This window comes from Salinicola lusitanus, assembly GCF_038648475.1.
GTDB lineage: Bacteria > Pseudomonadota > Gammaproteobacteria > Pseudomonadales > Halomonadaceae > Salinicola > Salinicola lusitanus.
The window spans coordinates 4,115,378-4,136,749 of the sequence record NZ_CP151919.1 but is presented as its reverse complement, the minus strand read 5'-3'; the positions used below and the strand labels follow the sequence as shown (position 1 = coordinate 4,136,749).

Genomic DNA, 21,372 nt, shown 5'->3' with positions numbered 1-21,372 from the left:
CGGGTGCGTCATGGCGCGACCGAAGCGTTGCGAGCGGTGCGGGGCCGAGGCCTCGGCAGGGCGGGCGTCATGAACTCCAGCGCGCGGGGTACGCTGCTCGGCATACTCATGATCGTCGTCCTCATCGGTGCCGGCGGCAGGGCATTGTGGTTGTGGCTGGACAAGCCGATCGCCCGGGTTTCGATCAGCGGTGACCTGAACTACGTCAGTGCCGCTTATTTGCAGAAAGAGCTGGCCCCTCTGGTGCGCGGCCATACCTGGCTCTCCCTCTCCTTGAGCGACCTGCGCACCGAAGCGCGCAAGATTGGCTGGCTGCGGGAAGTCACCGTCTCTCGCGAGTGGCCCAACACCCTGCGCTTCGTGCTTTACGAGCAGGATCCCGTGGCGCGCTGGAACGACGAACTGCTGCTGAACAACCGTGGGCAGCCGTTCTCGCCGGGGCCGGTCAGCGATCTTGGGCGTCGTCTTCCCGATCTCGGTGGGCCCGATGGGACGGGGCGCGAAGTCCTGGGTTACTACGACTCCCTGCGCCGTACCCTTTCCGACCTTGGCCTTTCGATCACGCAGTTGAGGCTCGAGCCACGCGGCGCCTGGCGCTTTCAGATCAATGATGGTGTCTGGGTTATTCTCGGCCGGACGGACTTGGACGCGCGATTGGCTCGTTTTATTGCCGCATGGAAACGACAGTTGGGACAGGAGGCGTCGCAGATACGCTACATCGATCTTCGTTATCCCAATGGCGTCTCGGTGGCGAGACACGGCGAAACGGCCGCCGACTCCAACCACTAGGTCGGTGCCATCCGGGGCTGGAAGTCGCGCTGGATCCCGCGGCTGGCGCCGCTTCCGGCATCGCGATCTGAGAAGATGAGGGTGCCGCGAGCGATGGCTTCTTACCCTCCGGACTGTGCGCTTAACCCCTGCTATCGCCGAAGGGCCGCTGTTTTCACACCGGGTTAATAGCGGCCACACTCCTTCCTTATTTCCCTTTTAAAGAAAAAGGGCTTAATGTGGCTTTTGTTTCAGCAATGGGCTGGTGAAAAGGGTCGTCTTGTTCCTATAATAAGCACGAATCTTTGTTGGCCCATTTTTATCCGGTTTATCGGTGAAGTTTGAGGAGCGACCCCGACCTATGGCAGGACAATCCAACGCTTCCAATATGGTGGTCGGGCTGGATATCGGAACATCCAAGGTGGTCGCCATCGTGGGGCAACCCACCGATGATGGCGGGTTGGAAATTGCCGGGATTGGTTCACACCCCTCGCGTGGCATGAAAAAGGGTGTCGTGATCAATATCGAATCAACCGTTCAGTCGATTCAGCGCGCCGTGGAAGAAGCCGAGCTGATGGCAGGCTGCGACATCCATTCGGTCTACGTCGGTATCGCTGGCAGCCACATCAGTTCGATGAATTCCGATGGCGTCGTGGCGATCAAGGAGCGGGAAGTCGCGCCTGCCGACATCGATCGTGTCATCGATTCCGCCCGTGCACGCGCCATTTCCGAAGGGCAGCGCGTGCTGCACGTGATCCCCCAGGAGTTCGCCATCGATACCCAGGAGGGTATTCGCGAGCCGCTGGGGATGTCTGGCGTTCGCCTCGAAGCTCGCGTTCACCTGGTGACTGCCGCGATGAACGCCGTCCAGAACATCGAGAAGTGCGTTCGCCGCTGTGGCCTGGAAGTGGATGACATCATTCTCGAACAGCTGGCCTCCAGCCACGCGGTGCTGACCGAGGACGAGCGGGAGCTCGGCGTGTGCATGGTCGATATCGGTGGCGGGACGACCGATATCGCCGTCTTTACCGAGGGCGCCATTCGGCACACCGCCGTGATTCCGATCGCCGGCGATCAGGTGACCAACGATATCGCCATGGCGCTTCGCACGCCGACTCAGTACGCCGAGGACATCAAGGTCAAATACGCCTGTGCGCTGACGCAACTGGCGAGCAGCGACGAAATGATCAAGGTCCCGAGCGTTGGCGACCGGCCGGCTCGGGATCTCTCCCGGCAGGCTCTGGCGGAAGTCGTGGAACCACGTTACGAAGAGCTCTTCACGCTGGTGCGCGAGGAGCTTCGTCGCAGTGGCTACGAAGACCTCGTGGCGGCTGGGATCGTATTGACGGGGGGCACCTCTCGAATGGAGGGGGTGGTCGAGCTGGCGGAAGAGATATTCCACATGCCGGTCCGCATCGCTTGCCCATACAACGTCCGTGGCTTGGCGGATGTGGTACGTAACCCGATTTATTCGACGGGGGTAGGTTTGCTACTCTACGGAATGAAAGACGCCAAGCACTCTCGCGCAGTATCAGCCCAGCCTCTAAGGGAAGACTCACTTCCCCGGCGCGCAACCAGGGATGAGGTTTCGACGCTGGAGCGACTCAAAGGCTGGTTTAAAGGAAATTTCTGACAGGCCGCAAGCGGTCTTGGAGACGGGGCAATGTTCGAACTGGTAGATAACGCACCTTCTAGTAGTGCAGTCATCAAAGTCATCGGTGTCGGCGGCGGCGGCGGCAACGCCGTCAACCACATGGTCGAGAGTAACATCGAAGGCGTCGAGTTCATCTGCGCCAACACCGATGCTCAGGCGCTCAAGCGCGTGGCGGCCAAGACCGTTCTTCAACTGGGTGGCGAGATCACCAAGGGCTTGGGGGCCGGGGCGAACCCCGATGTCGGCCGCCAGGCAGCCATGGAGGATCGTGACCGCATCGCCGAGATGCTCCAGGGCGCGGACATGATCTTCATCACCGCCGGCATGGGCGGCGGCACCGGTACCGGTGGAGCGCCCGTGGTCGCTCAGGTGGCCAAGGAACTCGGCATTCTGACTGTCGCCGTCGTCACTCGTCCGTTCCCGTTCGAAGGGCCGAAGCGCATGCGCGCGGCCGAAGAGGGGATGAAGGAACTTTCCGAGTACGTCGATTCGCTGATCACCATCCCCAACGAAAAGCTGCTCTCGGTGCTGGGCAAGAATGCCAGCCTGCTGACCGCTTTCAGTGCCGCCAACGATGTGCTGCTGGGGGCGGTTCAGGGTATCGCCGAGCTGATCACCAGCCCGGGTATCATCAACGTCGACTTCGCCGACGTGCGCACGGTGATGTCCGAGATGGGGATGGCGATGATGGGGACCGGTGCCGCGACGGGGGAAAATCGTGCCCGGGAAGCCGCCGAGAAAGCCATTCGCAGCCCGCTCCTCGAAGATATCGATCTGCACGGTGCGCGAGGCATTCTGGTCAACATCACCGCCGGTCCGGATCTCTCCATCGGTGAATTCAACGATGTGGGCGCGACCGTTCAGGAGTTCGCTTCCCAGGACGCCACTATCGTGGTGGGTACCGCCATCGATATGGAAATGTCCGACGAACTGCGGGTAACCGTCGTCGCTGCGGGACTGGATGCCCAGAAGGAGAAGGCCGTTCCCCGTGAAACGGCGGCTTCGCGTCCGGAAACGACCGATTACCGCAAGCTTCAGCAGCCGGCCGTCATGCGTCAGCAGGCCGCGCGCGCGGAGCAGGAGGCCGCGGCGAAGAAGTCCCAGCAGGAGAAGCGCAAGACGTCGGATATGGACGACTATCTCGACATCCCGGCTTTCTTGCGTCGTCAGGCGGATTGATAGACTAATTGACTGCCCATCATCATTTTGTCACATCGATATGGTTGGTGGGCCCATGGTTTGGTGTTATAGTGAACACCGTTTCCAAACCATTTGACTGTCAGGTCGATGCCCATGATCAAACAACGAACGCTGCAGAACACGATCCGCGCCACTGGCGTAGGACTCCATTCCGGAGAAAAAGTGTATCTGACACTGCGTCCCGCGGCGCCCAATACGGGCATCGTCTTCGTGCGCACCGACCTCGATCCGATGGTGCATATCCCGGCACACGCCGAAAGCGTTACCGACACCAATCTCTGCACGGCGCTGTCCAAGGATGGCGTCAAGGTCGCCACTGTCGAGCATCTGATGTCGGCATTCGCCGGCCTGGGTATCGACAACGCCTACGTTGAATTGAGTGCCCCCGAAGTGCCGATCATGGATGGCAGCGCCGGTCCGTTCGTCTTTCTGATCCAGTCGGCGGGTATCGCCGAACAGTCGGCGCCGAAGCAGTTCATCCGTATCAAGCGCGAAGTGACCGTCAACGACGATGGCAAGCAGGCGACGTTCCTGCCCCACGACGGATTCAAGGTCAGTTTCGCGATCGATTTCGATCACCCCGTCTTCGAGCAGCAGAAGCAGACCGCGACGGTCGATTTCTCCACGACTTCCTTCGTCAAGGAGGTGTCGCGAGCGCGCACGTTCGGTTTCATGCGCGACCTGGAGTTCCTGCGCTCGCAGAACCTGGCGCTGGGGGGCAGTCTCGACAACGCCATCGTCGTCGACGACTACCGCATCGTGAACCAGGATGGCCTTCGCTACGACGATGAGTTCGTCAAGCACAAGATGCTCGATGCGATCGGCGACCTCTATCAGCTCGGCTACAGCCTGATCGGTGAGTTCCGGGGCTACAAGTCCGGCCATGGACTCAACAATCAGCTCTGCCGTGAGTTGCTGGCCCACCCGGAGGCTTACGAGATCGTGACTTTCGAGGAGACCTCGCAATCGGCGCCGATCTCCTACGCCGCCCCAGCCATGGCTTGAGCCTTCCCGAGAGCTTCGGCTCTTGTCGCTGAATTAGACGCCGATCCCAGGATCGGCGTCGTCGTTTGTGGACGGCGAATGCTTCGGTGCCTAGTCAGTCAGCGCGATGGCGGGGATGAGCGTGCGCTCCGGTTCAGGTCGCGGAGTCGTCGTTCGATTCCGGTGTGATCTGGGCGTGTGAGGCCAGGCGATTCAGCGAGCGCTTTAGCGGAGAGTCTTCCAGGCCCTCCGCGCAGTGGGACAGGGCGTCGGCGCCGGCCGGCGACAGTCGACGCGTCTGCCGTGGTAGCGCCTTGACCGGCCGGATCGGGCGCACCTTCAGCGAGAATTTCATGACCGCCTCGAACCCGGGCAGTTGATGCAGCAACGCCAGCAGGCGAGGCTGTTCGTAACGCAGCCACGTCAACCAGGCGGCGCGGTCGGTGATCAGCGTCAGCACGCCGTTGCGGTAGCCGCCGACATAGAGATGCTCGGCCACGTCCGGTGGGAGTTGCCGTCTCAGGTGGTTCTGGGCGCGTTCGATCAACGTCGCCATGCGCATCACGTCGCCCAATCCCCCCGGTTGCTCAAGGAGTCGGGAAACGGGCTGGGCTCGTAAACGCTTAGCCTTTATACTCATCGGCTTGCACGCGGTGGGGAAAGACCCGCTAAACCTATCACGGCGCGGAGTTCGTCGACAGCATGACTTCGGTCAAAGCGCAGTCCGGTCAGCGTGGCGCCATCTGGCGCCCCCGGCAGCGAGCCCATTGGTGGCTGGCCAGTGTGCTGGTCGGCTGCCTGCTGCCTGCGGGCTTGATGCATGCCGAGGCGATGCGGCTGGCCGAGCGCCTGACGCAAGTCTACCTGATGGCCCCGGAGGCCATTCGGGCCGAGTCCCGGCGGGTCGCGCGCATCGCCGCCAAGCGCCCCCTGCATCCGCGCACCATGGCCCCCTTGCCGCAGCCGAAGCGAGCCCACCTCGAACCCCTGGTTGTCCCCAGCGCCGCCCTGGACGTCCTGTCCCGCCGAGGCCCGCCCGTGCCTGCCTGATGACCGCTATCGCTATCTCATCATCACCGGTAGCCGGTGCCGACTTCGTCGTCGCATGGCTGCCTCAGGGGCACGCAGGAATAGATCATGTTGAATGCAATACTACACAAGCTGGTCGGGTCCAAGAACGACCGCGACGTCAAGCGCATGCGCAAGCAGGTCGCGGCGATCAACGAGCTGGAAGCCCAGTTCGAAGCGCTCGATGACACGGCACTCAAGGCCAAGACCGCCGAGTTTCGCCGACGCCTGGCCGATGGCGAGAAGCACGAATCCCTGCTGCCGGAAGCGTTCGCTACCGTCCGCGAGGCGAGCAAGCGCGTCCTCGGCATGCGTCATTTCGATGTCCAGATGGTTGGCGGCATGGCGCTGCACGAGGGCCGGATTGCCGAGATGAAGACCGGTGAGGGCAAGACCCTGGTCGGGACGTTGTCGGTCTACTTCAACGCGCTGCTGGAGAAAGGCGTGCATGTGGTCACGGTCAACGACTATCTGGCCAGCCGCGACGCCAACTGGATGCGCCCGCTCTACGAATTCCTCGGCCTGAGTGTCGGGGTCATCGCCTCCGGCCAGCCGAACGAGGAGAAGAAGCAGGCTTATGCCTGCGATATCACCTACGGGACCAACAACGAGTACGGCTTCGACTATCTGCGCGACAACATGGCCTTCTCGCTGCAGGACAAGGTCCAGCGACCGCTCCACTACGCGATCATCGACGAGGTCGACTCGATCCTGATCGATGAAGCGCGCACGCCGCTGATCATCTCCGGCCCGGTGGAGGAGAACGTCGAGCTCTACCGCACGATTCACGCGCTCTCCAAGCAGCTCAATCAGTGTACCGACGAAGAGGACCCGACCACCGGCGATTTCCTGATCGACGAAAAGCAGAAGCAGGTGGAGTTGACCGAGGAGGGCCACCAGCAGGTCGAGCAGTTGATGCGGGAGGCGGGCCTGCTCAAGTCGGAAGACTCGCTTTACGCGGTCCAGAATCTCGGGCTGCTGCAGCATATCCATTCGGCGCTGCGGGCTCGTTGCCTCTACCATCGCGATGTCGACTACATCGTCTCGGACGGCAACGTGGTGATCGTCGACGAGCACACCGGTCGTACCATGCCCGGGCGCCGCTGGTCGGAAGGTCTGCATCAGGCGGTGGAGGCCAAGGAGGGGGTGACGATCCAGCGCGAGAGCCAGACGCTGGCATCCACCACCTTCCAGAACTATTTCCGCCTCTACGAGAAACTGGCCGGGATGACCGGTACTGCCGATACCGAGGCCTTCGAGTTCAACCATATCTACGGCCTCGACGTGCTGGTGATCCCCACCAACCGTCCGTTGGCGCGCCAGGATCTGAACGATCTGGTCTATCTGAGCGCCGAGGAGAAGTACGCCGCGATCATCGAGGACGTCAACACCCAGCGCGAGGCCAAGCGGCCGGTGCTGGTGGGTACCGCGTCCATCGAGACCTCGGAGTATCTCTCCAAGCTGATGCAGGCGAAGCAGATTCCTCACAACGTCCTCAACGCCAAGCAGCACGACAGCGAGGCCGAGATCATTGCCCAGGCGGGTCGCCCCGGTGCCGTCACGCTGGCCACCAACATGGCGGGCCGGGGTACCGATATCGTGCTCGGCGGCAACTGGGAAGCGGAAGTCGCCAGGCTCGAGGACCCCAGCGAGGCGCAGATCGAAGCGATCAAGGCTGAGTGGCAGCAGCGCCACGATGCCGTGCTCGAGGCCGGTGGCCTTCACGTGATCGGCTCCGAGCGGCACGAATCGCGGCGGATCGACAACCAGCTGCGTGGCCGCGCCGGGCGTCAGGGGGATCCGGGCTCGACGCGGTTCTTCCTGTCGCTGGAAGACAGCCTCATGCGGCTGTTCGGCTCCGACCGGGTGCAACGCCTGATGGGCGCGCTCGGGCTCGAGGAGGGCGAAGCCATCGAGCACAAGATGGTCTCCAACGCGGTCGAGCGGGCGCAGAAGAAGGTCGAAGGCCGCAACTTCGACATCCGTAAGCAGCTGCTGGAGTACGACGATGTCTCCAACGACCAGCGCCGGGTCATCTACGAGCAGCGGGACGACATCCTCGCCGCCGACGAGATCTCCGACAATGTCGCCAGCATCCGCGACGAAGTGCTCGAGCAGACGATCTCCGACTACGTGCCGCCGCAGAGCCTGCCGGAGCAGTGGGAACTGGCGGGGCTGCAGGATCAGCTCAAGCAGGAGTTCAATATCGACCTGCCGCTGGTGCAGTGGGCGGAAGAGGACGACAACTTCAACGAGGAGGTGCTGCGCCAGCGCCTGCTGGACCAGCATCGGGGGCAGTATCGCGCCAAGGTCGATGCGATCGGTGTCGACATGATGCAGCGCTTCGAGAAGCAGGTCATGCTGCAGGTGCTGGATACGCGCTGGAAGGAGCATCTGCAGTCGATGGATCATCTTCGTCGGGGTATCCACCTGCGCGGCTACGCCCAGAAGAACCCGAAGCAGGAGTACAAGCGCGAAGCCTTCGAGCTGTTCCAGTCCCTGCTCTACAACATCAAGCATGACGTCACCCGCATCCTGAGCCACGTGCAGGTGCGTCGCCAGGAAGAGGTCGAGGACCTGGAGCGTCAGCGTCGCGAAGCGCTCGAGCGGGAGAAGGCGGCCAGCCAGTCCGTCCATGAGGACGCGGTCGCCGCTGCCCAGCAGACGGCCGAAGGGGCGGAAGCGGAGACGGAAGCCGCGCCGGCCGAGGATGGTGCCCAGCCGGTTCGCCGTGAAGGCCCGAAGGTCGGACGCAACGATCCTTGCCCGTGCGGTTCCGGCAAGAAGTACAAGCAGTGCCATGGTGCGCTGAGCTGAGAATGGCCAAGGGCACGGGCAGGGTCCGTGCTCGCCGAGGAGAATGGAATGGCCGTAGGTAAATCACAGTTTCCCCGGATGCCGGCGCTCGAGGGTGTGCGCCTGGGTACCGCGATGGCGGGTATCAAGAAGCCGGACCGGCGCGATCTGGTCGTGATCGAGGTGCCCGAGGGCGCCTCCGTCGCTGCCACGTTCACCCGCAACGCATTCTGCGCCGCACCCGTGCACGTCGCTCGGGATCACCTGCAGCAGACGACGCCACGTTTCCTGCTGATCAATACCGGCAATGCCAATGCGGGCACCGGCGCGAAGGGGCTTGACGATGCCGAGGCATGCTGCCGCGCCCTGGCGGCGCTGGCCGGCGTCGAGAGCCAGCACGTGCTGCCGTTCTCGACCGGGGTGATCGGAGAGCCGCTGCCGGTGAGTCGGATCACGGACGCGCTGTCCGCCGCCTTGGCCGCGCGGGATGCCGAGGGCTGGGCGCTCGCCGCCGAGGGCATCATGACCACCGATACCCGCATCAAGGGCGCGTCGGCCCAGGTCGAGCTCGGCGGTGGCACGGTCACTATAAATGGCATCAGCAAGGGCTCCGGCATGATCCAGCCCAACATGGCGACCATGCTCGGTTTCGTTGCCTGCGATGCGGCGATCGATCAGGAGCGGCTCCAGCAGTGGCTGCGCGAGGCGGTGCAGGTCTCCTTCAACTCGATCACCGTCGATTCGGATACCTCCACCAACGACGCTTGCACCCTGATCGCCACCGGTCGCGGTCCGCGCATTGAGTCGGCCGACGATGAGCGCCGGTTCCGCGACGCGCTGACATCGGTGCTCGTCGAGCTGGCGCAGGCGATTATCCGCGATGGAGAGGGGGCGACCAAGTTCGTCACGCTGCAGGTCGAGCAGGCGGAGAGCGTCGACGAGGCGCGGGCGGTGGCGTTCACCGTCGCCCATTCGCCGCTGGTCAAGACCGCGCTCTACGCGAGCGATGCCAACTGGGGTCGAATCCTGGCTGCCGTCGGGCGTGCGCCGGTGAAGGATCTGGATGTCGAGCGCGTCATCATCGATCTCGGTGGAGAACGCCTGGTGGAGCATGGCGGTCGCGCCGACAGCTACACGGAAGAGGTGGGGAGTCGGGTGATGGCGCAGGAAGAGATCGTCATTCGCATTCGCCTCGGTCGCGGCGATGCCAGCGCCACGATCTGGACATCGGACCTGTCCCACGATTACGTATCGATCAACGCGGATTACCGCAGTTGAACGCTTTCTGACGGAGAGCGCTATCCCGAAGCCGGATATCGCCGTCAAACACTGAAGTGGTGCGAGAGACTTAGCAAGATGATCAAGAGACGGGTCCATGTAGCGGCTGCCGCCGTCATCCGAGGCGACGGGCGAGTGCTGATTGCCAGGCGTCCGGCGACGGTCGACCAGGGCGGTCTGTGGGAATTCCCGGGGGGCAAGCTTGCCCCCTACGAGACCGGCTTCGAGGCGCTCAAGCGGGAGCTGAGCGAAGAGCTCGGCATCCAGATCCTGCGCGCCCAGCCGCTGATTCGCGTGCATCACGAATACGCCGACAAGCACATCCTGCTGGATGTCTGGCAGGTGCGCGAGTACGAAGGCGACCCGTACGGGAGAGAAGGGCAACCGGTGCGCTGGGTCGAGGTCGACGATCTGACCAGTTACGCCTTTCCGGCGGCCAATCTGCCGATTCTGCGCGCGGTGGCGCTGCCCCAGGAGTATCTCATCACCGCTGAGGAGGCGGACGACGCCGTCTTTCTCGACCGGCTCGAGCGTGCTCTGAAAGAGGACAATATTCGTCTGGTGCAGTTGCGTGCCAAGGGGCTCGATGATGCTGCCTACCAGGCCCGCGCCGAGAAGACCCTGGCGCTCTGCCGCCGCCATGGTGCCAAGTTGCTGCTCAACGCCGACCCCGAGTGGCTGCAGCGGGTCGATGCCGACGGTATCCATCTGACCAGTGCCAGGCTGATGGAGCTCAAGCGGCGCCCGGTCCCCAGCGACAAGTGGTTGGGCGCCTCGACGCATGGTGAGGAGCAACTGACCCAGGCCGGGCAGATCGACTGCGACTTCGTCACCCTCTCGCCGCTGGCGCCGACCCCGTCGCACCCGGAGGCGGTGACGATCGGGTGGCACGATTTCCAGCAGATGGTGGAGATGGCGGCGATGCCGGTCTTCGCGTTGGGCGGGATGACGCGTCACCATGCGAATCAGGCGCGGGCCGTCGGGGCCCAGGGCATCGCATCGATTCGCGATTTCTGGCGTAACGACTCCTGAGCCACGAGCCACGAGCCACGAGCTAAGAGCTAAGAGCTAAGAGCTACGAGCTACGAGCTAAGAGCTAAGAGCTAAGAGCTAAGAGCTACGAGCTACGAGCTAAGAGCTACGAGCCAAAAACGAGGACGCCGCACCCATTGGGTGCGGCGTCCTCGTTTTTGGCCACAGGAATGACCCTGTAGCGAGCGTCGGCGCTCAATGCGCGCGCCGGCTACTCGCCACGTTCGAGCCGGTCGATGAGCTCGTCGAGTTCGGTTTCATCCATGTGCGGTTCGCCCGGAATACGGTGGGAGCCATCCGCCCAGGCACCCAGGTCGATCAGCTTGCAGCGCTTGGAACAGAATGGCCGGTAGGCGTTGTCGGTCGTCCAGGCCACCGGTTGCTGGCACTGGGGGCAGGGGACGGTCAGCCCCTTGCCGGCGACGTTGTCGTTGCTTGGATCGTTGGATCGAGTCATGGGGGATATCGTGTCGGTGGCTAACGTGTCGAAGGCCTGGGCGCCGGAGCACCCTCATCCCGCTGGAGCGTGCAACTGACGGTACTTGGCATCCAGTCGAGCGACCTGATCGAGCAAATGTCGTCGAGTACTGCCATTGTCGATGACGTCGTCGGCCGCTGCAAGGCGGCGCTCCCGGGAGCTTTGGGCGGACAGGATGGACTCCACCTGGCGCCGGTCGACCCCATCCCGGGCCAAGGTGCGCTCGATCTGAATCTCCCTGGGAACGTCCACGACCAGAATCCGGTCGACCAGTTCATGCTGACTCGATTCGATCAGTAGCGGCGACACCAGCAGGCAGTAGGGGGCGCCGGCAGCGCGCAGCCGCGCCAGGTGGGCCAGCAGTCGTTGACGGATGCGCGGGTGAGTCTCCCCCTCCAGCCAGCGGCGTTCGGCTGCATCGTCGAAGATCCGGGTGCGCAGCGCGCGGCGATCGAGGGTGCCATCCTGCTGGAGGATGGCGTCGCCGTAGCGTTCGACGATGGCCGCCAGCGCGGGCTCGCCAGGCATCACGACCTCACGGGCAACATGGTCGGCGTCTATCCAGCCGATGCCCAGGGCGCCGAAGGCGTCGGCGACGGCGCTCTTGCCGGAGCCGATCCCGCCGGTGAGTCCCACCACCATGGTTTCGTGCATGGTCTCCTGCGCCTTGACTGTCATGGTCACCCCCAGCTTCCCAGCAACAGGTTGCGGTAGGCCGCCAGCAGCGGTTCGCCCACCAGCAGCACGATCCACCCGGCGAGCGCGATATAGGGGCCGAAGGGCATTGCCTGGTTACGCTCCTGTCGTTGAGTGGCGATCAATGTCACGCCGACGACCGCGCCGACCCCGGCCGAGAGCAGCAGCAGCAGCGGCAGGCTTTGCCAGCCGAGCCAGGCACCGAGGGCAGCCATCAGCTTGAAGTCGCCATAGCCCATGCCCTCCTTGCCGGTGGTCAGCTTGAACAACCAGTAGACCGACCACAGCGAGAGATATCCGGCGACGGCACCCAACACGGCGCTCTCCAGCATCCATGGCGCGAACAGCCATTGATAGAGCAGGCCAGCCCAGAGCAGCGGCAGGGTCAGCGCATCCGGCAGCAGTTGAGTGCGCCAATCGATGACCGCCCCGGCCAGCAGCGTCAGGCAGGCGCCGACCAGCCACAGGCTCTGCCAGCTGGCCCCGTGTATGCCGATGGCCGTCACCGCCAGCATCGCCGCGGTCAGCTCGACCAGTGGATACTGCACGCTGATCGATGTGCCGCATGCCGCGCAACGGCCCCGGCGCTTGAGCCAGCCGATCAGCGGCAGATTGTCGTGCCAGGCAATGAAGTGCCCACAGCCGGGGCAGTGCGATCTTGGCGTCGCCAGATTGTAGCGCTGGCTGGTCTCGGTGGGCTGCTCCAGTGCCGCCAGCGCTTCCGCGCGCCAGCGCCGCATCAGCATGACCGGCAGCCGCACGATGACGACATTGAGAAAGCTGCCAAGCGCCGCGCCGAATAGAAACGCCAGCGGCCAGAGAATCAGAGGGGGAAGGTCGGACAACGGAGACTCCACGGACATCGAATAACTAGTCAGCGCTAAGGGTAACGTAACCATTCGCTGACCGCTTTGGTCATGAGGATTCGTTTGATGGATTACGCAAACGCTCAGGAACGCGGAGAGCGCAGCCCGTTCGTACCTAAATGGCTGAGCCCATCTGGAAAATGGGCAAATACATCGACACGACCAGCCCACCCACCATCGTTCCCAGTACCACCAGGATGAAGGGTTCCAGCAGCGACGTCAGCGCGTCGACCTGGTTGTCGACCTCTTCCTCGTAGAACTCCGCCACCTTGTCGAGCATGGTATCCAGCTCGCCGGCTTCCTCGCCGATGCTCACCATCTGGACCGCCATGATGGGGAAAATTCGGGTCCGACGCATGGCGAAGTTGAGCTGCTGCCCCGTCCCCACGTCTTCGCGGATACTGGCGATGGCGCGCTGGTGAACGCGGTTCCCGGTGGCCCCGGCGGCGGTCTCCAGCGCTTCCACCAGCGGAATGCCGGCATTGAACGTGGTGGCCAGGGTCCGCGAGAAGCGGGCGATCGATCCCTTGTCGACGATGTTGCCGAGCACCGGCAGCTTGAGCACCAGTTGATGGGCGCGATAGGCGAAGGTGGGGGAACGCTTCATGGCCTGGCGCAGGCCGAGAAAGATCGCCGTCGCGGCGAGAATGGCCTGCCACCAGTAAGCCTGGGTCAGTTGGGACAGGTGTACGGTGAATTGGGTGAAGGCCGGGAGCTCGGCGCCGAAGCCCTGGAACAGGCTCTCGAACTGCGGTACGACCTTCACCAGCAGCAGCGCGGTGACGCCGATGCCGACCAGGACCACGGCGGTCGGATAGTAGAGCGCCTTCTTGACCCGGCCCTTGAGCGTCTCGATCTTCTCGCGATAACTGGCCACGCGCTCGAGCATCTTGTCCAGGGCACCCGACTGCTCGCCGGCGGCGACCATGTTGACGAACATGCGATCGAAGCGGGAGGGGTGCTTGGCCAGGGCCTCCGAGAAACTGGAACCGGCGCTGATATCGTTGGCCAGCGTCTCCACCAGGTTTCGCATCGCGGGATTCTTGAGCGTCTCGGCGACAACCTTGCAGCCCTGGAGTAGCGGCACGCCGGCCCGGATCATGGTCGCCAGTTGACGGGAAAAAAGCGTGATGTCGCGGGCCTTGATTCGCCCCAGTCCGAACATCCCCGTCTTGCGGGTGATGCGCTTGACGATGATCCTCTGGCGCGTCAGCTCCTTGCGGACCTCGTCGATATCGGAGGCAATGAGTTCACCGGCTACGCTCTCCCCGCGCAGGTTCTTGCCGCGCCACCGCCAGCGGTGCATCACCACCCGTCGCGGCGCCTTGGGGGCTTTCACTGTCTTGGCTGACTTGAGGGTCGTCGCCATGATCGCTTCCTGTCTGGTAAATCGGGCGTCAGTCGGTGCCTTTAGTCCGTCGTTACGCGGTTGATCTCCTCGAGGCTGGTCAGGCCCTGGAGAACCTTGTCGAGCCCGCTCTGGCGCAGCCCCGCATGACCGGCATCCCGAGCTGCGCGGGCCAGTTCGAGGGCATGGCTGTCCGCCATGATCATCCGGCTCATCGCCTCGCTGACCGGCACGACCTCGTAGATACCGATTCGACCCTTGTAGCCCAGCGTGCAGTGATCGCACCCCACCGCGCGGTAGAGGGTGGCGCCTGCCAGTCGCTCGGCTGAGACGCCTTCCCGGTGCAGCACTTCGGCAGGAATCTCCGCCGGCGTCTTGCAGCGCGGGCACAGCAGTCGCGCCAGGCGCTGGGCAATGATCAGCGATACCGAACTGGCGATATTGAAGCTGGCGACGCCCATGTTGCGCAGGCGGGTCAGCGTTTCGGCGGCCGAGTTGGTGTGCAGGGTCGAGAGCACCAGGTGGCCGGTCTGGGCCGCCTTGACCGCGATCTCGGCGGTCTCCAGGTCGCGAATCTCGCCGACCATCACCACGTCCGGGTCCTGGCGCAGGAAAGCGCGAAGGGCGCTGGCGAAGTCGAGACCGATACGCGGCTGCACGTTGACCTGATTGACGCCGGGAACCTTGAGCTCCACCGGGTCTTCCGCGGTCGAGATATTGCGCTCCTCGGTATTGAGCAGATTGATACCGGTGTAGAGCGTCACCGTCTTGCCGCTACCGGTGGGGCCGGTGACCAGGATCATGCCCTGGGGCTCGGCCAGCGCGGCCTCGAACAGCCGACGCTGATCGGGAGCGAAGCCCAGTGCGTCGATGCCGAAGCTGGCGGTCTCGGCATCCAGCAGACGCAGCACGATCTTCTCGCCGAAAACGGTGGGCAGCGTATTGACGCGGAAGTCCATGGCACGCTTGGCATCGAGCCGGATCTTCATCGCGCCGTCCTGGGGCAGGCGGCGTTCGGAGATATCCAGGCGTGCCATCACCTTGAGTCGCGCAGCCAGGCGGGTGCGCAGGTTGAGCGGGGGGCGCGCGATCTCGACCAGCATGCCATCGACCCGAAAGCGGATCCGATAGCTGGACTCGTAGGGCTCGAAGTGAATGTCGGACGCGCCGCGATGGATGGCGTCCCGCAGGATCTTGTTGACGAAACGAACCACCGGCTCATCGTCGTCGCCGCCCTTGTCGAAGGCGGCGGCCTCGTTTTCCAGATCCGCTTCGCTGGTATCCAGCGTCAGGGCCTCGCTGGCCTCCCCGAGCGCCTCCAGCATGCCGGAGGTCTCGTGGTTCTGATAGCGCTTGGCCAGCGCCCGTTCCAACTGATCGAATGGCACCAGCACGCCCTCGATCGCCAGCCCGGTGGTGAACTGCAGCTCGTCCAGACTGGCCAAGGTGGCGGGAAACGCGATCGCTACGGTCAGTCGCCGGTGGTCGCGGGCCAGCGGCAGCACCTGGAAGCGGCGAATGACCTTGTCCGCCACCGGTTCGATGACCGGGAGCTGATCCCAGTCGATCTGCTTCAAATCCAGGAATGGCAAGCCGTACTCGCGAGCCGCCAGCACGCTGGCCTGGCGGGCATCGATCCGGCCCTCTCTCACCAGGAACTCCAGTAGCGTCAATTGCCTCTTTTCGGCCTCGCGGAACGCCTGCTCGCAAGCCTCGGCGCTGATCAATCCCTGCTCGACGAAGCGCTGGGCGAGCCCGCTCTGCGCGCGGGAGGGTATGGCGTCCGGCATGGAAAGGCACCCCTTGAATGACGATGTGAGCAGCGGAATCGACCGCTCAAGGAGGGCGGTTGAGCGAGCGACGACGACCGGCAACGCAGGGCCACGAAGAGTAGGCATCACGGCCGGGATGACGGTGATATCGGCTCGAGGCCATTTTTCTTTAAGTATCCTTCGCGATCTGCCGATAAGTCGACTGAAGTGTCACCAAGAGTAACTTTGCGTGTCGTCGTGTGTATGGCGGCTAGCAGCCGCGAGCGACCATGGCGGGTCGGGGGCTGGGGGCCGGCGAGTGCGCGGTACGCAACGCAAGGGGACGTCCGGTGGGCGGCGCAGATGGCGCCCATCCCACCGGCTCAACATTGGCAAGAGCAGGGAACCATGATGCAGCAGAATCCGAAAACACCAATTCGCCGGCAGGGCGGCTTCACCCTGATCGAACTCATGATCGTCGTCGCGATCATCGGCATCCTCGCCGCCATCGCGATCCCGCAGTACCAGAACTATGTTGCGAGATCCCAGTTCTCTGAAGCCCATAGCATGCTCGGCGGAGCCAAGATTAGTATCCAGCAGCAAGTCGATAGAGGGGAAAGTTATACTATTACCAATGAAGATGGCGCTACATCTGATGCCAGCCGTCTTGGTATTTCTACGCAAGGTTCTTATGGCGCAATTACGTCAGGTAGTTGGAATGGTTCGGGGAACGCAACTGTAGAATATAAATTTGGTTCTGGAGCCGGCGCTACGGCGAATTCAAACATTTCTACAAAAACAGTCACTTACACTTATTATCCTGCAACAGGGGTATGGGAGTGTGGAACGACAGTCGCTGAACAGTACGCAAGTAGTTGTACTGTCACAGCCGAATAAATAATTGGCCGGCGAATGCCGGCCTTGTTCTTCTTCCAGCTTCCAGCTCGCGGCTTAAAGCTCAATAAAGCGCCTTCTCCTCCCCCACGACCTCACGCAACACCTCAAGGAACAGCCGATCCGCCTCCGAGTGCTCGCTCGGGTCTTCCGGAATGTGCACGCTGGTGGTGTCCGAAATCTCGTTGGCGATGGTCGCCCAGGCTTTGGGATCGTTGCTGCCATCGGAGTGACGCTTGGCGATGGCCAGCGAGTTCTCGAGGATGCCGGGCTCCTGCAGCAGCTTCTTGATGAAGGCGCGCAGCTCCTGGATGACGCGGTTTTTCTGCATTTCCGAGGCGGAACTCATGGACGACTCTCCTGTGGTGGGCGGCGCGGGCGGTGTCGGGGGCGGCGTATCGCCAAGCCTCCGTGCCCAGGCGTTCTGATGGCGCCACCATAGCATATCTCGCCGCATCGCCAGAGGCTGCGGGGCTTGGCTGCGGGATGTAGCGGTCGTCACGCCGGCGAGCGCTTTCCGGTGGTGTTTCTTCACGCCGAGGCGAGGGCGGAGCAGAGCCGTGCCGGCGAAGAGAAAAGCGGGCAAGGCCGTGTCTTGCGCCGCGTGATGGCCTATCATCGCTGCGATTTATTCGTCGCGACGGGGAGGTCTCCTGCGGGCGGAGGGATCGGACTCGAGTGGACGGAACCGGGAGGAAGTCTTGCGAGACGCCAAGCCGATTTTCAAGATTCTGGCGCTGCTGTTGATCGTTTTGGCACTGTTCATGGTGCCGCCGGTGATCCTGCTGGGGCTGGAGAACGATCCCGATCTATGGGCATTTCTCAAGTCGATGGCGGTCGTCGCGGTGGTCTCGGGTTCGCTGCTGGCTTGGACGTGGCAGACGGCGGTCGAGTTGAAGACGCGTCACATGTTCATCCTGACCACCTCCAGCTGGGCGGTGATCAGCGCCTTCGCCAGCCTGCCGCTGGTGCTGGGGGCGCCGCAGCTGTCGTTCACCGACGCGGTGTTCGAGTCGGTCTCCGCCATCACCACCACCGGCTCCACCGTGCTCTCCGGCATCGATAACCTCTCCGACGGTCTCAAGCTGTGGCGCGGATTGATGCAGTGGCTGGGCGGGATCGGGATCATCGTGATGGCGATCGCGATTCTGCCGTTCCTGAAGGTCGGCGGTATGCGCCTGTTCCAGACCGAGTCGTCCGACTGGTCGGACAAGGTGCTGCCCCGGGCCGGCGGCATCGCCAAGGCGTCCACGGTCATCTATCTCGGTCTCACGCTGGCGGCGATCCTGAGCTATCGGCTGGCGGGCATGGGCACGCTGGATGCCATCGTCCATGCCATGAGTTCGGTCTCCACCGGTGGCTTCGCCAACTACGACGCCTCGTTCGGCATCTATCACGATCGACCGCTGATTCTGTGGCTGGGCTGTCTGTTCATGCTGGGCGGGGCGTTGCCGTTCGTGCTCTATATCCGGCTGCTGCGCGACAGTCGCGGTGCGCTGTGGCAGGACCAGCAGGTGCGGGGGCTCGTCGGGCTGCTGCTCGTGGTGATCGCGACGCTGACACTCTACCGAGTCCTGGCCTTCTCGGATGCGCCTTTTCAGGCGCTGACGGATGTCGCCTTCAACGTGATCTCGGTGGTGACGACCACCGGCTACGCCAGCGCCGACTACACCCAGTGGGGGCCGCTGGCCGTCACCACGTTCTTCTTCATTACCTTCGTCGGCGGTTGCAGCGGCTCGACCAGTGGCGGCATGAAGATCTTCCGGTTCCAGATCGGAGGGCTGTTGCTGGCCAACCAGTTACGCTATCTGGTGCATCCCAGTGGCGTATTCGCCCAGCGCTACAACGGCCGGCCGCTCAACGACGAGGTGGTGCGCGCGGTCATCGCCTTCTCGTTCTTCTTCTTTCTCACCGTGGCGGTGCTGGCGCTGGCGCTGGCCGCGCTGGGGCTCGACATGGTGACCGCGATTACCGGCGCGGCCACCGCCCTGGCCAATGTCGGGCCGGGACTGGGGAACACCATTGGCCCCGCCGGCAACTTCGCCTCGCTGCCGGACGCCGCCAAATGGCTGCTTTCCCTCGGCATGCTGATGGGGCGCCTCGAGATCCTCACGGTGCTGGTGCTGATGACGCCGTTCTTCTGGCGCAAGTAGCGGTGGGGCGGGATGTCATCGGCTGCCTCGGTCGGTCGAGGCGAGACGACGCTTGAGGCGGGGCAGCAACCGCCGCTTCCAGGTGTGCTGCAGGCCTTTCATCCAGGTCGGCTTGCGCCGCAGCCGCGCCTCCTTTCTGGCGCAAGTAGCGGTGGGGCGGGATGTCATCGGCTGCTTCGGTCGGTCGAGGCGAGACGACGCTTGAGGCGGGGCAGCAACCGCCGCTTCCAGGTGTGCTGCAGGCCTTTCATCCAGGTCGGCTTGCGCCGCAGCCGCGCCTCCTTCGGTGTCAGCGCCTCGCCGGTCAGGCGGGTCTTGAACTTGAGCCCGCCGGCGATATCGCTGCGCTGCAGGGGACGAAGCAGGAACCGGAGAAGTCGACCGCCGGGCAGGTAGAGCGCCGCGGCGAAATCGATCAGCACCACGCGACCCCGGCTCATGATGATATTGGAGCCGCGCACGTCGTTGTGGACGATCGAACTGCGGTGGAGTGCGGCCAGGGCAGCCATCAGCTGGACGAAAACCGCCGGGTTGGCAGGGTCGGCCGCATCGCTCAGCAGCTCGCCGGGCACATACTCCAGCAGCAGCGAGAGCCTGCCGACCTGGCCAACCACCCTGGGCGCATGGGGCCAATGACGGAGGCGTTCCAGCATTCGGGCCTCGTGGTGCAGCAGCAGACGCGCCGGAATTGCCTGCCAGCTACCGGCATAGCGGCTGTAATCCTTGCGGATGACCGGTTCTCCCGCGTGAACGTCGAGGTAGACATCGGCCTTGAGCAGCCCGCCGCCCTGCTGGAGGGTGGTGGGCCTGATGGGGGCAGGCGCCGGTGGCGGCAATGCTTCAGGCGGCGGAGCGAGCGACCCGACGGCATCGGGTGCCGTGACCGGGGTTACGGTGACGGAATCGGGAGCAGAGTTCATGGGCAGAACGTGAATACGCTAATTAGCAGGCTAAATTTAAGCGTATTTTAAGAAACATTCCGCGCTTGCGCCAGTGGCTGGCAGCAGCGATACCGGCCGGGCGGATGCGGCCAGCCGGCGACACCCGCTGGGCAGGAGTCGCTGTAGCGAGAGAGCCTGGACGCCCATGAGCCCGCTTTGGAGCCGGGCGCCGCCCTCGACAGATGGGCGTCAGTAGAGAGGGAGGGTCCCGGCCGAGGCCGGGACGATGTGATCCTGGTGCCGGCGTCTCAGGCGTCGTGACGCTGGGCTTTGCCGGCTCGATTCAGGATCGGATTGGCGTACTGCAATAGCCACCAGCGCTGCAGCGGCTCGGGGACGGCCGCGAGCTGGTTGCGGAACTGCTCGCGATCGCCGGGTGTCACGCCAGTCAAATCCACCAGTTCCGGGGCTGCCCCGGTCTCCGCCAGGGCGAGCTGGTGGCTGGGAAAGGTCGGATAGTTCTCCAGCACCTGACGGTCGATCTCGTCGGCCACCTCGTCGGCAGTGCCAAAGTCGGCCGCTAGCGGCGTCCCGAACACCAGCTTGACCCGGCCCTTGTTGCCGGTGATGCCGGAGACGATCGAGAAGATGTCCTCGAACTCCACCTTCCGGTAGGTGCCGTCGGTCTCCTTGGCCTGCAACTCGCGGGCCTTGTTGATCGCGCAGGGATCGTACTCGTAGCTGATCGACACGGGGACGATCTTGAGTTCGCGTACCGCGCTGCCGATATCGCTATCGCCTTCTTCCAGGCGGCGTGCCATGCAGAGCATCTTGACGATGGCGCTATCGGTTCGATCGACACCGTCCTTGGCCCGCCCTTCGCGCTGGGCCAGCCACACCGAGTGGTTGTCGTCGGTGATCGAGTGGCGAATGTAGCCCGAGAGCGACTGATAGGCCGCCAGCATCGCCCGCTTGCCCTTGATCGAGCGCGGCACGATGAAACTCTTGTTGAGCCGCATCAGATCGGTGACGAAGGGTTTCTGCAGCAGGTTGTCGCCGATGGCGATGCGCACGGTGTCGTGGCCCGCGAGGTAGAGCGCGTAGTTGACGAAGGCCGGGTCGAGGGCGATGTCCCGGTGGTTGCCGATGAACAGGTAGGCCTGATCCGGATCCAGCCGCTCCAGGCCCTCGACATCGAAGCCCTGGGTCGTGCGACTGATCATGTGGGCCATGTAGTCGGCGATGCGCAACTGGAAGTCACGCACGGTGGTCACGCCACGCATCTCACGCTGCAGCCGGAAGCTGGCGAGCATGCGCGCCAGCGGCGGGGCGAAGCGTGCCAACCGCGGCAAGCGGTAGCGGGTGATCGCATCCAGTAGCTCGCTGTCGTGGGCGAGGCGGGCCAGCACGGCCTCGACCTCTTCGTCGTGATAGGGACGAATGTCGGCGAACCGGTCGAGATCGATCGCCGCCTCGGCGCTGTGTGGATTCACGGTCATGCCACTACTGCCGGGGTCGGTGCTCT

Annotated in this window: 20 protein-coding genes and 1 pseudogene; 11 read left to right on the top strand and 10 right to left on the bottom strand. The window is 63.7% G+C overall.

All coding sequences use genetic code 11. The annotated features are described in order from the left end of the window. Nucleotides 1–69: 69 nt before the first annotated feature. The 4 genes from AAGT95_RS18690 (at nucleotide 70) to lpxC (ending at nucleotide 4,627) form a co-directional block, all read left to right on the top strand. On the top strand, nucleotides 70–789 hold the full coding sequence (locus tag AAGT95_RS18690) for a cell division protein FtsQ/DivIB (protein ID WP_342594762.1): 720 nt from the start codon (nucleotides 70–72) through the stop codon (nucleotides 787–789). A 340-nt stretch (nucleotides 790–1,129) separates the two neighbouring features. After that, a complete protein-coding gene (gene ftsA / locus AAGT95_RS18685; RefSeq protein ID WP_110602373.1) occupies nucleotides 1,130–2,401 on the top strand; it encodes a cell division protein FtsA in 1,272 nt (423 codons plus the stop codon). A gap of 30 nt (nucleotides 2,402–2,431) precedes the next feature. After that, nucleotides 2,432–3,601, top strand: coding sequence for a cell division protein FtsZ (gene ftsZ, locus AAGT95_RS18680; protein WP_110602374.1), 1,170 nt, complete (start codon nucleotides 2,432–2,434; stop codon nucleotides 3,599–3,601). A 114-nt stretch (nucleotides 3,602–3,715) separates the two neighbouring features. Further along, the gene (gene lpxC, locus AAGT95_RS18675) at nucleotides 3,716–4,627 is read left to right on the top strand and encodes a UDP-3-O-acyl-N-acetylglucosamine deacetylase (protein ID WP_110602376.1); all 912 of its coding nucleotides are present in this window, start codon (nucleotides 3,716–3,718) and stop codon (nucleotides 4,625–4,627) included. 133 nt (nucleotides 4,628–4,760) lie between these two features. Here the strand turns inward: lpxC and AAGT95_RS18670 are convergent, their stop codons facing one another. Further along, on the bottom strand, nucleotides 4,761–5,162 hold the full coding sequence (locus AAGT95_RS18670) for a DUF721 domain-containing protein (RefSeq protein ID WP_342594761.1): 402 nt from the start codon (nucleotides 5,160–5,162) through the stop codon (nucleotides 4,761–4,763). Between the two features lie 146 nt (nucleotides 5,163–5,308). Between AAGT95_RS18670 and AAGT95_RS18665 the strand changes: the two genes are divergently transcribed. The 4 genes from AAGT95_RS18665 to AAGT95_RS18650 all read left to right on the top strand — a co-directional run bounded on the left by AAGT95_RS18665 (nucleotide 5,309) and on the right by AAGT95_RS18650 (nucleotide 10,780). After that, nucleotides 5,309–5,656, top strand: a complete 348-nt coding sequence (locus AAGT95_RS18665) for a hypothetical protein (protein WP_342594760.1) — start codon at nucleotides 5,309–5,311, stop codon at nucleotides 5,654–5,656. An 87-nt stretch (nucleotides 5,657–5,743) separates the two neighbouring features. Next, complete coding sequence (gene secA, locus AAGT95_RS18660) at nucleotides 5,744–8,491, top strand: preprotein translocase subunit SecA (protein ID WP_342594759.1); 2,748 nt, start codon at nucleotides 5,744–5,746, stop codon at nucleotides 8,489–8,491. Nucleotides 8,492–8,539: 48 nt separating this feature from the next. Further along, nucleotides 8,540–9,748 (top strand): bifunctional glutamate N-acetyltransferase/amino-acid acetyltransferase ArgJ, encoded by a 1,209-nt coding sequence (gene argJ / locus AAGT95_RS18655; protein ID WP_342594758.1) that lies wholly within the window; start codon nucleotides 8,540–8,542, stop codon nucleotides 9,746–9,748. A 78-nt stretch (nucleotides 9,749–9,826) separates the two neighbouring features. Then, nucleotides 9,827–10,780, top strand: a complete 954-nt coding sequence (locus tag AAGT95_RS18650) for a Nudix family hydrolase (protein ID WP_110602384.1) — start codon at nucleotides 9,827–9,829, stop codon at nucleotides 10,778–10,780. A 211-nt stretch (nucleotides 10,781–10,991) separates the two neighbouring features. On the opposite strand, the gene yacG is transcribed toward AAGT95_RS18650, so the two are convergent. From yacG to pilB, 5 genes are all read right to left on the bottom strand, one after another. Beyond that, the gene (gene yacG, locus AAGT95_RS18645; RefSeq protein ID WP_110602871.1) at nucleotides 10,992–11,237 is read right to left on the bottom strand and encodes a DNA gyrase inhibitor YacG; all 246 of its coding nucleotides are present in this window, start codon (nucleotides 11,235–11,237) and stop codon (nucleotides 10,992–10,994) included. A 54-nt stretch (nucleotides 11,238–11,291) separates the two neighbouring features. Beyond that, nucleotides 11,292–11,900, bottom strand: a complete 609-nt coding sequence (gene coaE / locus AAGT95_RS18640) for a dephospho-CoA kinase (protein WP_342596548.1) — start codon at nucleotides 11,898–11,900, stop codon at nucleotides 11,292–11,294. Nucleotides 11,901–11,938: 38 nt separating this feature from the next. Continuing rightward, on the bottom strand, nucleotides 11,939–12,799 hold the full coding sequence (locus AAGT95_RS18635; RefSeq protein ID WP_342594757.1) for an A24 family peptidase: 861 nt from the start codon (nucleotides 12,797–12,799) through the stop codon (nucleotides 11,939–11,941). A 136-nt stretch (nucleotides 12,800–12,935) separates the two neighbouring features. Then, entirely contained in the window at nucleotides 12,936–14,189 is a 1,254-nt protein-coding gene (locus AAGT95_RS18630) for a type II secretion system F family protein (RefSeq protein ID WP_342594756.1), read from the bottom strand. 41 nt (nucleotides 14,190–14,230) lie between these two features. Then, nucleotides 14,231–15,958: a type IV-A pilus assembly ATPase PilB gene (gene pilB / locus AAGT95_RS18625; RefSeq protein WP_110602867.1), complete on the bottom strand. Its 1,728-nt coding sequence runs from the start codon at nucleotides 15,956–15,958 to the stop codon at nucleotides 14,231–14,233. 396 nt (nucleotides 15,959–16,354) lie between these two features. On the opposite strand from pilB, the pseudogene AAGT95_RS21690 reads away from it, so the two are divergent. Beyond that, nucleotides 16,355–16,472 (top strand): annotated as a pseudogene (locus AAGT95_RS21690) (prepilin-type N-terminal cleavage/methylation domain-containing protein); the annotation flags it as partial. Nucleotides 16,473–16,486: 14 nt separating this feature from the next. Beyond that, a complete protein-coding gene (locus AAGT95_RS18620; RefSeq protein ID WP_425356061.1) occupies nucleotides 16,487–16,816 on the top strand; it encodes a pilin in 330 nt (109 codons plus the stop codon). Nucleotides 16,817–16,877: 61 nt separating this feature from the next. Here the strand turns inward: AAGT95_RS18620 and AAGT95_RS18615 are convergent, their stop codons facing one another. Then, on the bottom strand, nucleotides 16,878–17,162 hold the full coding sequence (locus tag AAGT95_RS18615) for a hypothetical protein (protein ID WP_110602865.1): 285 nt from the start codon (nucleotides 17,160–17,162) through the stop codon (nucleotides 16,878–16,880). A gap of 352 nt (nucleotides 17,163–17,514) precedes the next feature. Between AAGT95_RS18615 and AAGT95_RS18610 the strand changes: the two genes are divergently transcribed. Then, entirely contained in the window at nucleotides 17,515–18,966 is a 1,452-nt protein-coding gene (locus tag AAGT95_RS18610) for a TrkH family potassium uptake protein (protein ID WP_342594754.1), read from the top strand. A gap of 15 nt (nucleotides 18,967–18,981) precedes the next feature. On the opposite strand, the gene AAGT95_RS18605 is transcribed toward AAGT95_RS18610, so the two are convergent. From AAGT95_RS18605 to AAGT95_RS18595, 3 genes are all read right to left on the bottom strand, one after another. Then, on the bottom strand, nucleotides 18,982–19,134 hold the full coding sequence (locus tag AAGT95_RS18605; protein ID WP_342594753.1) for a hypothetical protein: 153 nt from the start codon (nucleotides 19,132–19,134) through the stop codon (nucleotides 18,982–18,984). After that, complete coding sequence (locus AAGT95_RS18600; protein ID WP_342594752.1) at nucleotides 19,131–19,886, bottom strand: RIO1 family regulatory kinase/ATPase; 756 nt, start codon at nucleotides 19,884–19,886, stop codon at nucleotides 19,131–19,133. Before AAGT95_RS18600 ends, AAGT95_RS18605 begins: the two co-directional genes overlap by 4 nt. A 269-nt stretch (nucleotides 19,887–20,155) precedes the next feature. Continuing rightward, nucleotides 20,156–21,346 (bottom strand): 1-acyl-sn-glycerol-3-phosphate acyltransferase, encoded by a 1,191-nt coding sequence (locus AAGT95_RS18595; protein WP_342596547.1) that lies wholly within the window; start codon nucleotides 21,344–21,346, stop codon nucleotides 20,156–20,158. Between the last annotated feature and the right edge of the window lie 26 nt (nucleotides 21,347–21,372).